General features: G+C 41.5%; 16 protein-coding genes, 1 other RNA gene and 1 other annotated feature. Of the genes, 14 read left to right on the top strand and 3 right to left on the bottom strand.

The annotated features are described in order from the left end of the window. The first annotated feature begins 31 nt into the window (after positions 1–31). The 10 genes from rpmG to LA20533_RS01850 all read left to right on the top strand — a co-directional run bounded on the left by rpmG (position 32) and on the right by LA20533_RS01850 (position 6,958). Positions 32–181 carry a 50S ribosomal protein L33 gene (gene rpmG, locus LA20533_RS01895; protein ID WP_075362777.1) on the top strand — a complete coding sequence of 50 codons (150 nt, stop codon included), beginning with the start codon at positions 32–34 and terminating at the stop codon, positions 179–181. A gap of 9 nt (positions 182–190) precedes the next feature. Next, complete coding sequence (secE, locus tag LA20533_RS01890) at positions 191–358, top strand: preprotein translocase subunit SecE (protein ID WP_054745485.1); 168 nt, start codon at positions 191–193, stop codon at positions 356–358. Between the two features lie 92 nt (positions 359–450). Next, positions 451–993: a transcription termination/antitermination protein NusG gene (nusG, locus tag LA20533_RS01885; RefSeq protein WP_056946511.1), complete on the top strand. Its 543-nt coding sequence runs from the start codon at positions 451–453 to the stop codon at positions 991–993. 142 nt (positions 994–1,135) lie between these two features. Continuing rightward, positions 1,136–1,561 (top strand): 50S ribosomal protein L11, encoded by a 426-nt coding sequence (gene rplK, locus LA20533_RS01880; RefSeq protein WP_056946509.1) that lies wholly within the window; start codon positions 1,136–1,138, stop codon positions 1,559–1,561. A gap of 97 nt (positions 1,562–1,658) precedes the next feature. After that, on the top strand, positions 1,659–2,348 hold the full coding sequence (gene rplA / locus LA20533_RS01875) for a 50S ribosomal protein L1 (protein ID WP_056946507.1): 690 nt from the start codon (positions 1,659–1,661) through the stop codon (positions 2,346–2,348). A 135-nt stretch (positions 2,349–2,483) separates the two neighbouring features. After that, on the top strand, positions 2,484–3,437 hold the full coding sequence (locus LA20533_RS01870; protein ID WP_056946505.1) for a hypothetical protein: 954 nt from the start codon (positions 2,484–2,486) through the stop codon (positions 3,435–3,437). 19 nt (positions 3,438–3,456) lie between these two features. Beyond that, positions 3,457–4,968 (top strand): O-antigen ligase family protein, encoded by a 1,512-nt coding sequence (locus LA20533_RS01865; RefSeq protein ID WP_056946503.1) that lies wholly within the window; start codon positions 3,457–3,459, stop codon positions 4,966–4,968. Between the two features lie 83 nt (positions 4,969–5,051). Next, positions 5,052–5,172, top strand: a sequence feature (ribosomal protein L10 leader region). Between the two features lie 37 nt (positions 5,173–5,209). Continuing rightward, positions 5,210–5,713 carry a 50S ribosomal protein L10 gene (gene rplJ / locus LA20533_RS01860; RefSeq protein WP_056946501.1) on the top strand — a complete coding sequence of 168 codons (504 nt, stop codon included), beginning with the start codon at positions 5,210–5,212 and terminating at the stop codon, positions 5,711–5,713. Positions 5,714–5,775: 62 nt separating this feature from the next. Continuing rightward, positions 5,776–6,144 carry a 50S ribosomal protein L7/L12 gene (rplL, locus tag LA20533_RS01855; RefSeq protein ID WP_054745501.1) on the top strand — a complete coding sequence of 123 codons (369 nt, stop codon included), beginning with the start codon at positions 5,776–5,778 and terminating at the stop codon, positions 6,142–6,144. Between the two features lie 157 nt (positions 6,145–6,301). Then, positions 6,302–6,958, top strand: a complete 657-nt coding sequence (locus LA20533_RS01850; protein WP_054745503.1) for an endonuclease III domain-containing protein — start codon at positions 6,302–6,304, stop codon at positions 6,956–6,958. A 113-nt stretch (positions 6,959–7,071) separates the two neighbouring features. Here the strand turns inward: LA20533_RS01850 and LA20533_RS01845 are convergent, their stop codons facing one another. The 3 genes from LA20533_RS01845 to LA20533_RS01835 are packed head-to-tail and all read right to left on the bottom strand — an operon-like array spanning position 7,072 to position 8,545. Further along, positions 7,072–7,359 carry a hypothetical protein gene (locus tag LA20533_RS01845; RefSeq protein WP_054745504.1) on the bottom strand — a complete coding sequence of 96 codons (288 nt, stop codon included), beginning with the start codon at positions 7,357–7,359 and terminating at the stop codon, positions 7,072–7,074. 32 nt (positions 7,360–7,391) lie between these two features. Then, complete coding sequence (locus LA20533_RS01840) at positions 7,392–7,682, bottom strand: hypothetical protein (RefSeq protein WP_056946499.1); 291 nt, start codon at positions 7,680–7,682, stop codon at positions 7,392–7,394. Next, the gene (locus tag LA20533_RS01835; protein WP_056946497.1) at positions 7,679–8,545 is read right to left on the bottom strand and encodes a hypothetical protein; all 867 of its coding nucleotides are present in this window, start codon (positions 8,543–8,545) and stop codon (positions 7,679–7,681) included. The genes LA20533_RS01840 and LA20533_RS01835 overlap by 4 nt, the downstream gene beginning before the upstream one ends. Before the next feature lie 184 nt (positions 8,546–8,729). Here LA20533_RS01835 and LA20533_RS01830 point away from each other — a divergent pair, with 184 nt between their 5' ends. The 4 genes from LA20533_RS01830 (at position 8,730) to dnaX (ending at position 11,758) form a co-directional block, all read left to right on the top strand. Further along, positions 8,730–9,332, top strand: a complete 603-nt coding sequence (locus tag LA20533_RS01830; protein ID WP_056946495.1) for a class I SAM-dependent methyltransferase — start codon at positions 8,730–8,732, stop codon at positions 9,330–9,332. Further along, a complete protein-coding gene (locus LA20533_RS01825) occupies positions 9,332–9,811 on the top strand; it encodes a nucleoside deaminase (RefSeq protein WP_056946791.1) in 480 nt (159 codons plus the stop codon). Before LA20533_RS01830 ends, LA20533_RS01825 begins: the two co-directional genes overlap by 1 nt. A gap of 54 nt (positions 9,812–9,865) precedes the next feature. Then, positions 9,866–9,952: signal recognition particle sRNA small type (ffs, locus tag LA20533_RS01820), an RNA gene on the top strand. 54 nt (positions 9,953–10,006) lie between these two features. After that, positions 10,007–11,758 (top strand): DNA polymerase III subunit gamma/tau, encoded by a 1,752-nt coding sequence (dnaX, locus tag LA20533_RS01815; protein ID WP_056946492.1) that lies wholly within the window; start codon positions 10,007–10,009, stop codon positions 11,756–11,758. Positions 11,759–11,776 lie beyond the last annotated feature (18 nt).

The following is an 11,776-nucleotide window of genomic DNA, read 5'->3' as shown; positions in this document are numbered from 1 at the left end:
TAACCACTAAATTAAGATATAGGTGAAACTCATGGCGGTTAGGAAAATTGCGCTGGCGTGCAGTGTCTGTGGTTCAAGGAACTATACTATTACCGAGAACAAGAATCGCACCACGCGCTTGGAAGTAAATAAATTTTGTAAGCATTGTGGTAAGTATACAATTCATAAGGAAACAAGGTAGAGGTTAAAGATGAAGTTTATTAAGGGCGTTATCTCAGAAATGAAGTTGACTACTTGGCCAACGGCCAAAGAAAATCGGCATGATACAGGTGTCGTAATTACACAATCCATTCTCTTTGCCGTTTACCTTGGCCTATTGGATTTAATCTTTACTAGGTTAACCCTGATTTTCTTTTAGTGGCAAAGAGCGGTAATTTATGCTACAATCTATTCAACGGAAAGACTCGCAAATTGCGAGGCTTTTTTATTTGAAATTTTTAAGGAGTAAACATGGAAACATTCGAAAAAAAATGGTACGTACTTCATACTTATTCGGGATATGAAAATAAGGTGAAGACCAACCTGCTCTCGCGTGCACAATCAATGGGAATGGAAAATAATATTTTCCGTGTGATTGTTCCAGAAGAGCAGTCAGTTGAGAAGAAGAACGGCAAGAACGAGGTGGAGATGGAAAAAGTTTTCCCTGGTTATGTCTTAGTTGAAATGGTCATGACAGACGAGTCATGGTTTATCGTGAGAAATACGCCAGGTGTGACTGGTTTCGTCGGTAGTCATGGTGCCGGTAGCAAGCCAGCACCACTGCTAGATGAAGAGATTAAGCACATCTTGCGTTCAATGGGTGAGACGACTAGACAAAGTTCTGTTAACTTTGAAGTTGGCGATCAAGTTACCATTATTGATGGTGCGTTTAACGGACTTACGGGTAAGCTCACTGATGTACAGCCTGATAAATTTAAAGTATTTGCAGAGATTGAGATGTTTGGCCGTGAAACAACTGCCGAACTTGATTACGAACAGGTTGAGAAACTTTAATTAATCGAGAAAGATAAATCAACATACTTTTCGTTGCTAAAATATGTTGGCGATGGTAAGATACTAAAGTATGTTTATAAATGTGGGAGGAGAAATTTCATCTCCATTATAACCGCATCACTGACTTAAGGAGGTCTGTCACGTGGCAAAAAAAGTTATAAACGTTGTTAAGTTACAAATCCCTGCAGGAGCAGCAACACCTGCACCCCCAGTAGGACCAGCATTGGGTCAAGCCGGAGTCAACATTGTTGGCTTCACTAAGGACTTTAATGCTAGAACAGCTGACCAAAAGGGTATGATCATTCCTGTAGTGATCACTGTTTATGAAGATCGTTCATTTGATTTCATTACAAAGACCCCACCAGCAGCAATTCTTTTGAAGAAAGCTGCTAACGTGGAAAAGGGTTCAGGCGAACCAAATACCAAGAAGGTTGCTAAGGTAACTAAGGCTCAGGTTAAGGAAATCGCTGAAACCAAGATGCAAGACCTAAACGCTGCTGATGTTGAAGCAGCAATGCGCATGGTTGAAGGTACAGCAAGAAGTATGGGATTTGAAGTTACTGAATAATCTCATTATTTTGAAAAATGTCGGATTGTTAGCGAAAGCTAATAAATCAAGTGGGAGAGCATAGCTCGTTGACCACATTTGCAAGGGAGGAAATCACATGCCAAAGCATGGTAAAAAATATATTGAAGCTGCCAAAAAGGTAGATAAGAACAAATTCTACACAGCTGATGAAGCTATTGCATTAGCAAAAGAAACTAGTTATGCAAACTTTGATGCAACTGTTGAAGTTGCATTTAACCTTAATGTTGACCCAAAGCAAGCTGACCAACAAATTCGTGGTGCTCTTGTTTTACCAAACGGTACAGGTAAGTCACAAAAGGTTATTGTGTTTGCTGATGGAGAACAAGCTAAACAAGCTGAAGCCGCTGGTGCTGACGAAGTTGGTTCAGACGACTTAGTACAACGTGTTAAGGACGGTTGGTTAGACTTTGACGTCGTTGTGGCTACACCACAAATGATGGCTAAAGTTGGTCAACTTGGTCGTGTACTCGGACCTAAAGGCCTGATGCCTAACCCAAAGACTGGTACTGTTACGATGGATGTAACTAAGGCTGTTGAGGAAGTTAAGGCTGGTAAAGTTACATACCGTGTCGACAAGGAAGGACTCATCCATGCACCAATTGGTAAGACTTCATTTGACAACGATAAATTAGTTGAAAACTTTAAGGCGCTGAAAGATGTTGTCTTGAAGGCTCGCCCAGCATCAACTAAGGGTCAATACATCCTTAGCCTTGCTGTTTCAACAACATTTGGTCCTGGTATCAAGCTTGATCCAGTTAACGCTTAGTTACTAAAGTTAAATATTAATTAAATACCCGATATTAGGCCGAGGATGGTTCTATCATCGGGTATTTTTTTGCTATAATTATTTTATGAAAAATTGCCAGACCAGTCAGGTTAGGCATGTCTATGGAGAGATAAGTTGAAAAATGTGGTTAAAATCTGCACAACCTTGCTAGTGGCTGCCATACTTGGTGGTCTATTCTTGGTGGGGAATGTTTACAGTAAGCGACAAATTAATCACCAGCTGACAAACGCTACTACAAGAATGTTTCGTACCTTGAAAGCTCATGGTAAATACAAATTAAATAGTGGCCGTCAAATAATATTGACTTCCAAGGGACAGAAATTGTTGCAGCCTAACTTAGCATTTTACCAGAACGGAAGTGAAATTCTGAGAGATCTTGGGTTTGAGTTTCAAAACGGTAGAATTGGCGTTGCACAGGCTAGCGGGGTGATTACCTTACCGGCCAATTTGAAAAGAGGAGATTTAATTACTGGTACCCTCCCATTTCCAGTAGACGCAGTAACCAGCAATACTAAACTTGTTATCAAAGCCGGGGAGCACTCTCTAACTTACACTCCCAATCATTTTGAACGTGTGGGAGAGGATCCTAATAGTAGAAAATTTGCGATTATGATTGGCTATAATTTCAGTGATGGCAAAAAAATTCCGGATGAGAGATATTTACTTCCATTGCGCGGTCAACAGATTCAGTTCGAGTTCACGGGATTACACTTCACGCACGGAAACAGTACTGGGCAAAAACAAGCAATTGCACATCAGCAATTAATTGAACAACATGATATAAACTACGTGGCTCGTGATAAGGTGATGAGCTTTACGATTAATTCGATTGGCAAAAAGCCACGGGTGGCAAATTTCACTGTGAGACTAGATGGTCAAGATTCAACGAATGCTTTTAACGTCCGGTTAATAACAATCAAGAAGTACGCAAAAAATGTGCACAAATATCGGGTTGTAGTAGAAGCTAAAAAGAATATTATTGGACAGAACTTACGGCTTAAACTAGCACTAGATGGTGATTTCTCATTTGTCAGTTATAGTTCAAATAGTATCTTGCACGCTTACTAAAATGTTGGAGAAGTTATCAATGAAAAAAGTGTTACAGCGGTTGTTAATTTGTTACATCTTAATTCAACCCTTTATGGAAATCATCTACTTTTATCAAGGAACATTGGCCAATATTGGACCTTTTACAATACCGACCTTGGTTCGCTTAGTCTTAGTTATTGCTCTACTACTTATTTTCTTCTTGGTCCATAAATTTAGTAAGCCATCATACCATTTGGCTATTTATGGTTTTGTAGTCCTAATATACCTAGTTGCGCACTTATGGCTCACCAAAAACGCTTTGAGCAGCCTGACAGATGGCTTTACGTACTCAGTAACTCAAGAAATCTCCTACGTACTCCGAGTTGTTTTCCCCACCCTGATCCTGTTCATCAGCGCAGATACTTCATTAGAAAAAAGTACGCTGGAAAGAATCACATGGTGGCTGGCTACTGCAATTTCGGGCACAATTGTAGTTTCTAATTTGGCGGTCTTTGCAATTGCATCATATGATAAGGCAACAATGATTAGTGCCAATATTTTCAGTTGGTTCGATGTGGTCAATCGTCCTGGTTTCATGCAGCTCGCATCTGATGGGTTTTTCCTATTTGCAAACTCAATCTCGGCAATTATGATTCTCTTACTGCCTATTGCACTTCATTATTATTTGCGGCAAAGCAGTTGGTACAAGTTAATAATACTAATTGTGATGGCACTATCAGCATTGATGATCGGCACAAGAACAGCAATTTTCGGTAGTCTGGCAGCATTTATTGTGATACCAGCGTTCTACTTCTTTGCCGATGTACCAGCCGAAGAGAGTTTACAATGGCACGTTAAGGTCAAAAAAGTCATTCCGCTTGCTGCGATTATACTGGTCCTAGGTCTGATTTACCCCTTCTCACCATCAACAGGGCGCGTCAGTGCCAATGATCAGGTAAACATAGCTACTGCTGATCGTTCTAAAGCCAGCTCGAAGCAGTTGTTGCAGTTGCGGGAGGAGATGCAACAGCAGCCTAAACAGGCTAAGAGGTTGGCGCAAAATTATCTCGATACACACTTTGATGTACGTGGTACTTATGGAAACGTGGTTTCTGCTACAAATCCGATTGATAAATATCCGGAACTTTGGATTGATGTATTAACATGGAACGCCCCAGATCAAGTTAATTTTCGTAAGATTGAAAAGGCAAATGTTGATTTGCTGAAACAACAAATAGTTCCGCCTGTGCGCCTGTTACTTGGTATTTCATTTGTAAGAATCAACTTCTTTATCTTCAACTATGAACGGGATTTTATTAACCAATTTTATACTTTAGGTTTGCTCGGAATTGTGCTCTTTATTTTACCGTTTGTACTGCTTTGCCTATATCTTGCAGGTAAATTTTGTTTCAAGAAGCAGAACTGGACTGTTGAGAACTTTGCCTATTTCTTCAGTTTTGCACTGTTCTTTGGCGCTGCATATTTGACAGGTAATGTCTTAGATTCAATTACGGCTGGTTCCTTAGTCGCGTTTTTCATGGGGCAAAACTACCGAAATTACCGTGTGTAAACGAACAGCTAGTATGCTGGACTACAAAACTCATATTCAAGTGATAGTAATCGTTGACAGAATAGCATAAACAATGTAATATACTCTATATGTGAATTCTACCTAAGACTCAGGTGACGCAAGTCTCAATATCCTGCCGAGGCCAGAAGATAAGTGAGTTAATTAAACTCCATGTCTTTAGGCATGGAGTTTTTATTTGGCTATGATAGTGATTCATAAATAAATATGGAGGTAAAAATACATGAGTGAAGCTGTAATCGCAAAAAAAGCAGAATTAGTTGATGGTATTGTTGAACAATTCAACAATGCTAAGTCAGCCGTTGTTGTTGACTATCTTGGACTAACTGTTGCCGAAGTTACTGAACTACGTAAGGAATTACGTGATGCTGGTGTGAAGATGGAAGTTATCAAGAATACTTACCTACGTCGTGCTGCTGACAAAGCAGGCTACGAAGGTTTGGACGATGTTTTCGTTGGACCAACTGCAATCGCATTTTCTGATGAAGATGTTGTTGCACCAGCTCGTATCATGGCAAAATATGCTAAGAAGATCGAAGCTCTTGAAATCAAGGGTGGTATGATCGAAGGTAAAGTTGCATCGCTTGATCAAATCAACGAACTTGCTACATTACCAGATCACGATGGCTTGCTATCAATGTTACTTTCTGTCTTACAGGCACCTGTACGTAACGTTGCTTACGCTGTCAAAGCTGTTGCTGATTCTAAAGAAGAGCCAGCAGCATAATTATAGTTATTCATAACTAACACAAATACAAAAACATAAAACAAAATTCGGAGGAAAAAATCATGGCTTTAGATACACAAAAGATTATTGACCAAATTAAAGAAGCTACTGTACTTGAATTAAACGACCTTGTTAAAGCAATCGAAGAAGAATTCGGCGTTACTGCTGCTGCTCCTGTAGCTGCTGCTGGTGCTGCTGCCGGTGATGCTGAAGCAGAAAAGGATTCATTTGATATTGAATTGACTGAAGTTGGTCAAGAAAAGGTTAAAGTTATCAAGGCTGTTCGTGAGATCACTGGTCTTGGCTTGAAAGAATCAAAGGACATCGTTGACGGTGCACCTAAGGTCTTCAAGGAAGGCGTAACTAAAGACGAAGCTGATGAAATCATCGCTAAGCTTTCTGAGGTTGGCGCTACAGCCACTGCTAAATAATTTAGCTAAATACACATTACTACAAAACCTCCGCATTCAGAGCCTGTCTCTGCGTGCGGAGGTTTTTTTATCCCAATGTTTGATTGTCTGATTCAAGGATGCAAGTCTTTAAATGTAATTGTCTATAGTATACTGAGTTTAAAGAGGGGAATTGGTTATGAAGGAAACTAAAATAACACTAGAGGAGCTCTACGAGAAATTGGGGGCACAGATTTCGCCGGCTGGTTGGTGGCCGGCAGCAAGTGACTGGGAGATTATCTGGGGTGCAGTTTTGATTCAAAATACTAATTGGCGCAACGTTGATTTAGCGTTGGCTGAGCTCAAACAAAATATTGGTTTTTATCTTAGACCAAGTGGCGTCCGCCAACTTTCAGGAGACGAATTGGCCCAAGTAATTAGGTCAGCCGGATTCTACACTAGAAAAGCACAGACCATTGTGCATTTAAGCAATTATTTTGCACAATATAATGACGATCTGGAAGCCGTACGGCAATTACCACGTAAAGTAATCCGGCAGGAATTACTGGCCATCAATGGTGTAGGGGAGGAGACTGCAGACACAATCATGCTCTATGCGGTGCAAAAATCGGGCTTTATTGTGGATAAGTACAGTCGCAGATTATTTCAGTCATTAGGCGTTGTCTTGCCACCAAAGTACGGGCAGGCGAAGATTTACGTCGAACAAAGTATAAAATCACTGACCCTCAGAGGATGGCAAAATTTACATGCTCTGATTGTCTTGTTTAATCAGCAGTATAAGCTACCGCAGGACTTTAATGACAGCTTTTTGGCTGGATATCAACTGGTGATGTGATCCTTGACAGACAAGAACGAAATATCCAGGAAATCTGATAAGTTCAAAGAGTAATTTAGCCACAATAAAATAATTCGCCGATCAATACGGTGGTCAGCGAATTATTTTTTGTCTCAATTAACGATATGGCGTTCAATTGTTTTATTTGGCCAAAACCAAATGAGGTTACCGATAATTACGCTGAGCAGGCCGCTTAGTGGCTGAATTAGCGTCATCACAAGCCCGATTGTGAAGATACTAGTATACACGTACAACTTCCAATCATGGTGGGTTAACCGCGCAACGAGTGAATCGCGTCCGTTAGCATTAATCAACATCTTATTTAAGAGCCAATAGGCGAGAGCGGCTAGCAGCATGACCAGCACACCATCTGAGAATGCTTCCAGCCTATTTTTGTTCATCTAAATCCCTCCTGTTTAATTAAAGTCTGGTATTATTCTTGATTATCCGTGGGAGCGACAATCATGATATTGTTGACAATCTCTTCTGTTGACGGTTTTTGATTGCTTGGTACGTATTCGAGGTCATACATACCATAAGTACCTCGCGGAAAATCAGCATTGTAGAGATAGTCTGAGAAGTCTATGGGGTCAACCTTTTGGGGAAACCAACTCTGACCTGTGTGTTGCATATATTTCTTGGTGATGATGAGTGTAGGCAGTGCAACAAAGTAGAGCTGCCCATTTGCAGTGACCGTGTAATATGTACCTGCCGCTTGGTTCAAACTGCTTGGTACGGTACCTGTGCCGCCATAGAAATAAGAGAAATACCAGGTCTTCTCTGAGTCAGTAATTTTTTCATTCCAATCACAGGGTGAGCAAGGTTTAGTAATTCTGCGCGTTTTAAAATATAATTCCGCCATTCTTCATCCGAAAAATTTGCCTGATATGATTTTTCGATAACATTAATATTATTGGTAATATTATCTTGTACTTCCTTTTCCTTCTTCTTTTTGACTGATGTGCCTGCATATTTTGATTGCTGCACAGCCTTCTTTTGGCGTTTGACTATTAGATCTGCATACTGCTGCAAAGTGGTATAGGACGCTTTATTTTGTAAAATCCGATTGAAGTATTTTTCATATTCCTTGCAAGTAGCCTGGGCTTCCTTCTTAAGGCGCGCATGGTCTTTCCTCGGGTAGTAAATGTGGCTAAAATTTGTAGTCGCTATGAGCTTTGTTTTTGCTGGATTTAACCTATAATTTTGTTGGAAGGACACGCCGCCACTGTCCGGATCGGTACTCTCAGAGTAGGCGTAGACGAAAGTTATCCGTTCTCTTTTCAGCGAAACTTCAAAGTTGTAGATTAGCAAATCATCACTTTCATGACTTTGGAAGGTAATTGTGTGGCGTTTGAAGTTGTACCACATGTAAAACCCATAGGAATAATTGTCCTTAGCAACTGAGTTTGGGATTGTGATATTGCCAGGAATAGTGAATGATTCGTCCGAATCAATAACGTCCTGGTCCGTAAACTTGACTGGGTGTTCCTTTTTAAATGCCGTAAACGGTTGTGCCTGCACATTGTTTGCGTGAATCTGGCGGGTGATTGCGTAACCGGCGGCGAATAGCACGACAAAGAAACACAATAAGATGTCCCCCTGCTGTTAGTTTTCTGTTCTTAAACAATTTACTACCTCGCTTTGTCAGAATAAAATCGTATATAATTACGTTATTTATTTTATCACAGATTTTCTTACCGTCACGTGACCTAGTTACAATGCTAGTCCTTTTTTGGTATGATACAGGGAGTAAATTTGAAAAGAGAGTAAAATGGCTGAACAATATTTTGCACAGGAACCACATGCTGAACATGACATCCATGAGATAGAATTTAACCTGGCCGACTTGAACCTCCACCTCAAAACTGACGCCGGTGTTTTCTCCAAAAGCCGGATTGACTACGGGAGCGTTGCGCTGATGAAGCAGGTGATGGAACTAGATCTTGTTCCTGGTAAGATTCTGGATCTCGGAACAGGCTATGGGCCAATGGGCTTAATGCTCGCAAAGAAGTATCCTGAAAGAGCGCTCGATTTGGTTGATGTCAATGAGCGTGCGCTTGAGCTGGCACGCACCAATGCGGAATTCAATGCAATAACTAACGTTAATATTTTTACATCAGATATTTATGAAACCGTTACTGAACGGTACGCGCTAATTGTGACCAATCCACCAATTCGTGCGGGTAAGAAAGTGGTTAACCAAATTCACGAACAGGCGCTGGATCATTTGTTATCGGGGGGCCAAATCGTAACGGTCCTGCAGAAGAAACAGGGGGCCCCATCTGCAAGGAAGCTGTTAACCGCGACTTTTGGGAACTGCGATATCTTGGCGCGTGACAAGGGCTACTATATTTTGCGGAGTGTTAAACAGTGATTTTTACAAAGAGTGCTAAAGAAAATTACATGAAGTTGGCCTTCGAACAGGCGGAATTGGCGCAAAAACAGGATGAGGTCCCTATTGGCGCCGTGGTAGTTGATTCTAATGGCGCAGTTATTGGGCACGGCTATAACAGGCGGGAGTTGGACCAAAATGCACTTAAACATGCGGAGATGCTGGCAATATCCGAGGCATGTCAGAACCTTTCGACGTGGCGGTTAGAGCACTGCTCCATCTTTGTGACACTCGAACCTTGCCCCATGTGTTCGGGTGCGATTATCAATAGTCGCATCGAGAATGTGTTCTACGCAGCACACGACCGTAAGGCTGGTGCAGCCGGTAGCGTGGTCGACTTATTCAAAGTGCCACAGTTCAATCACCATCCCGTGGTTTATCCGGGTCTGTACGAGCAGAAATCTGCAATGCTACTCCAGAACTTTTTCCGCGCGATTCGTGCACGAAAAAAACAAAAGTAGTTTGCAAATAGGTGGAAAATAATTGGCGTTTAAGGTATGATAGTTAGTGCCGAAAGGCAAGGGCAATATTGCTCTTGTGAATCGTGTCAGATTCGGAAGAAAGCAGCACTAAGCAGGTTGCGGTATGTGCCCTTAAATTGAACAACAACACTCTTAGTCTTTTAGGCTAAGAGTTTTTTAATAAGAGGTTATCAGATGGCATATCAGGCTCTCTATCGAAAGTGGCGTCCCAGAACGTTTGCGGATGTAATTGGTCAGGAATCAATTACAAGCACGCTTAGAAACTCAATTCGTATCAATAAAATCAGTCACGCATTCCTATTTGCCGGTCCGCGCGGGACTGGTAAAACTAGCTGTGCAAAGATCCTCGCTAAAACAGTTAATTGTTTGAATATTAAAGACGGTGAACCTTGTAATGAATGTGCCAACTGTCTGGCAGCTGATGAGAATCGGATGAGTGATTTGATTGAGATTGATGCTGCTTCGAATAACGGTGTCGATGAGATAAGAGACATCCGGGATAAGGTGAAGTATGCTCCGACCGAGGGCAAGTACAAAGTCTATATCATTGATGAGGTACATATGCTTTCGATGGGCGCATTCAACGCACTTTTAAAGACGTTAGAAGAGCCCCCTGAGCATGTCATCTTCATTCTGGCAACGACCGAATTGCAGAAGGTGCCGGCGACTATTATCTCACGGACACAGAAGTACACTTTCAAAAGAATTGCACTTGATGCGATTATTGCGCGTCTTAAGCAGATCCTAGTTGCCGAAGAAATTAGTTATGAAGATAAAGCTTTACAAGTCATTGCACAGGTTGCAGACGGTGGAATGCGCGATGCGTTAAGTATTCTTGACCAGATTATTTCGTTTGAGAAGGATGGCGTCACATACGCCGATGCGCTAGAAATTACCGGTTTTGCAAACCAAGAAAAAATCGAAGAATTATTTCTCTTGCTTACACAACAAGAGACCGGCGCGGCACTAGCCCTGAATAAGGAATTACTAGCAGCGGGTATCAACCCGCAAAATATTTTAAATGAACTCGTAGAACTTGCTACCCAGGTATTAATTAGTCAAAAGACCAAGACAAAAAGTTCAGCGTTCTTAACTAATGAATTAAGTGAGACTGTAGAGAGTCTGGATAATCGCGCGATTCTTTATCTCATCGATACTGCTAACGAAGCGCTCAACGATTTGAGATTTACCACACAACAAAACGTGCCACTAGATATTTTCTGTGTGAAGGTGACTAGTTTCCACCCTGCTGGTGACGAGCAGCAAAGTGGTCGACAAACAGATACTAGCGAGGAAATGCAGGAGTTACAAAAGCAGGTCCAACACCTTAGTCAACAATTGGGTGCACTGCAAAAGACCGGGGTCGTTCCGAGAATGAAATCTGCCACTACTACTGGTGCTTCCGTCAAATCAACCGTAGCAAGTACCAACTTGAAGACAAAGTACCGTGCGAGTGTATACCATGTGCTGAAACACGCCACTAAAGATGACCTCAGTCGAGTGAAGGATGTTTGGCCAGATTTAATCAGTAAGCTGGAAGTTTCGCAAAGAGCGATGATGAAGGTTTCAAAGCCCGTTGCGGCTGGCCCTGATGCCTGTGTTGTGGCATTTGACTACCAACTTTGGTTTGAACGTGCAACTAGTGATAGTGAGCTAATGAAGCAATTGAATGATGGCTTAACAAGTTTAACGCATGCCAATACCGAGATTGTCCTCGTGCCGAAGAATGAATGGCCGATTTTGCGTGCTGACTATCTGAAGACTCATAAGGCAGAATTAACTAACCGCCAAGAGGTGGACGAAACTGAGACTGCTGCGCAGGCAGATGAGGCCGATAATAGCCAGTCAAAAGATGTAGTAAAGAATGATATAATTGAACAGGCGCGTCAGCTTTTTGGCGACGACATGATTGATGTTAAAGATTAATTTACTGAGATAAAGGAG

It is taken from the genome of Amylolactobacillus amylophilus DSM 20533 = JCM 1125, from assembly GCF_001936335.1.
Lineage (GTDB): Bacteria > Bacillota > Bacilli > Lactobacillales > Lactobacillaceae > Amylolactobacillus > Amylolactobacillus amylophilus.
This window is presented reverse-complemented; position numbering and strand designations above follow the sequence as displayed.

What these genes read in the sequence shown, in the direction of transcription:
- rpmG (WP_075362777.1), top strand. Translation starts at nt 32, where the DNA reads ATGGCGGTTAGGAAAATTGCGCTGGCGTGCAGTGTCTGTGGTTCAAGG.
- secE (WP_054745485.1), top strand. Translation starts at nt 191, where the DNA reads ATGAAGTTTATTAAGGGCGTTATCTCAGAAATGAAGTTGACTACTTGG.
- nusG (WP_056946511.1), top strand. Translation starts at nt 451, where the DNA reads ATGGAAACATTCGAAAAAAAATGGTACGTACTTCATACTTATTCGGGA.
- rplA (WP_056946507.1), top strand. Translation starts at nt 1,659, where the DNA reads ATGCCAAAGCATGGTAAAAAATATATTGAAGCTGCCAAAAAGGTAGAT.
- LA20533_RS01865 (WP_056946503.1), top strand. Translation starts at nt 3,457, where the DNA reads ATGAAAAAAGTGTTACAGCGGTTGTTAATTTGTTACATCTTAATTCAA.
- rplJ (WP_056946501.1), top strand. Translation starts at nt 5,210, where the DNA reads ATGAGTGAAGCTGTAATCGCAAAAAAAGCAGAATTAGTTGATGGTATT.
- rplL (WP_054745501.1), top strand. Translation starts at nt 5,776, where the DNA reads ATGGCTTTAGATACACAAAAGATTATTGACCAAATTAAAGAAGCTACT.
- LA20533_RS01850 (WP_054745503.1), top strand. Translation starts at nt 6,302, where the DNA reads ATGAAGGAAACTAAAATAACACTAGAGGAGCTCTACGAGAAATTGGGG.
- LA20533_RS01845 (WP_054745504.1), bottom strand. Translation starts at nt 7,359, where the DNA reads ATGAACAAAAATAGGCTGGAAGCATTCTCAGATGGTGTGCTGGTCATG.
- LA20533_RS01830 (WP_056946495.1), top strand. Translation starts at nt 8,730, where the DNA reads ATGGCTGAACAATATTTTGCACAGGAACCACATGCTGAACATGACATC.
- dnaX (WP_056946492.1), top strand. Translation starts at nt 10,007, where the DNA reads ATGGCATATCAGGCTCTCTATCGAAAGTGGCGTCCCAGAACGTTTGCG.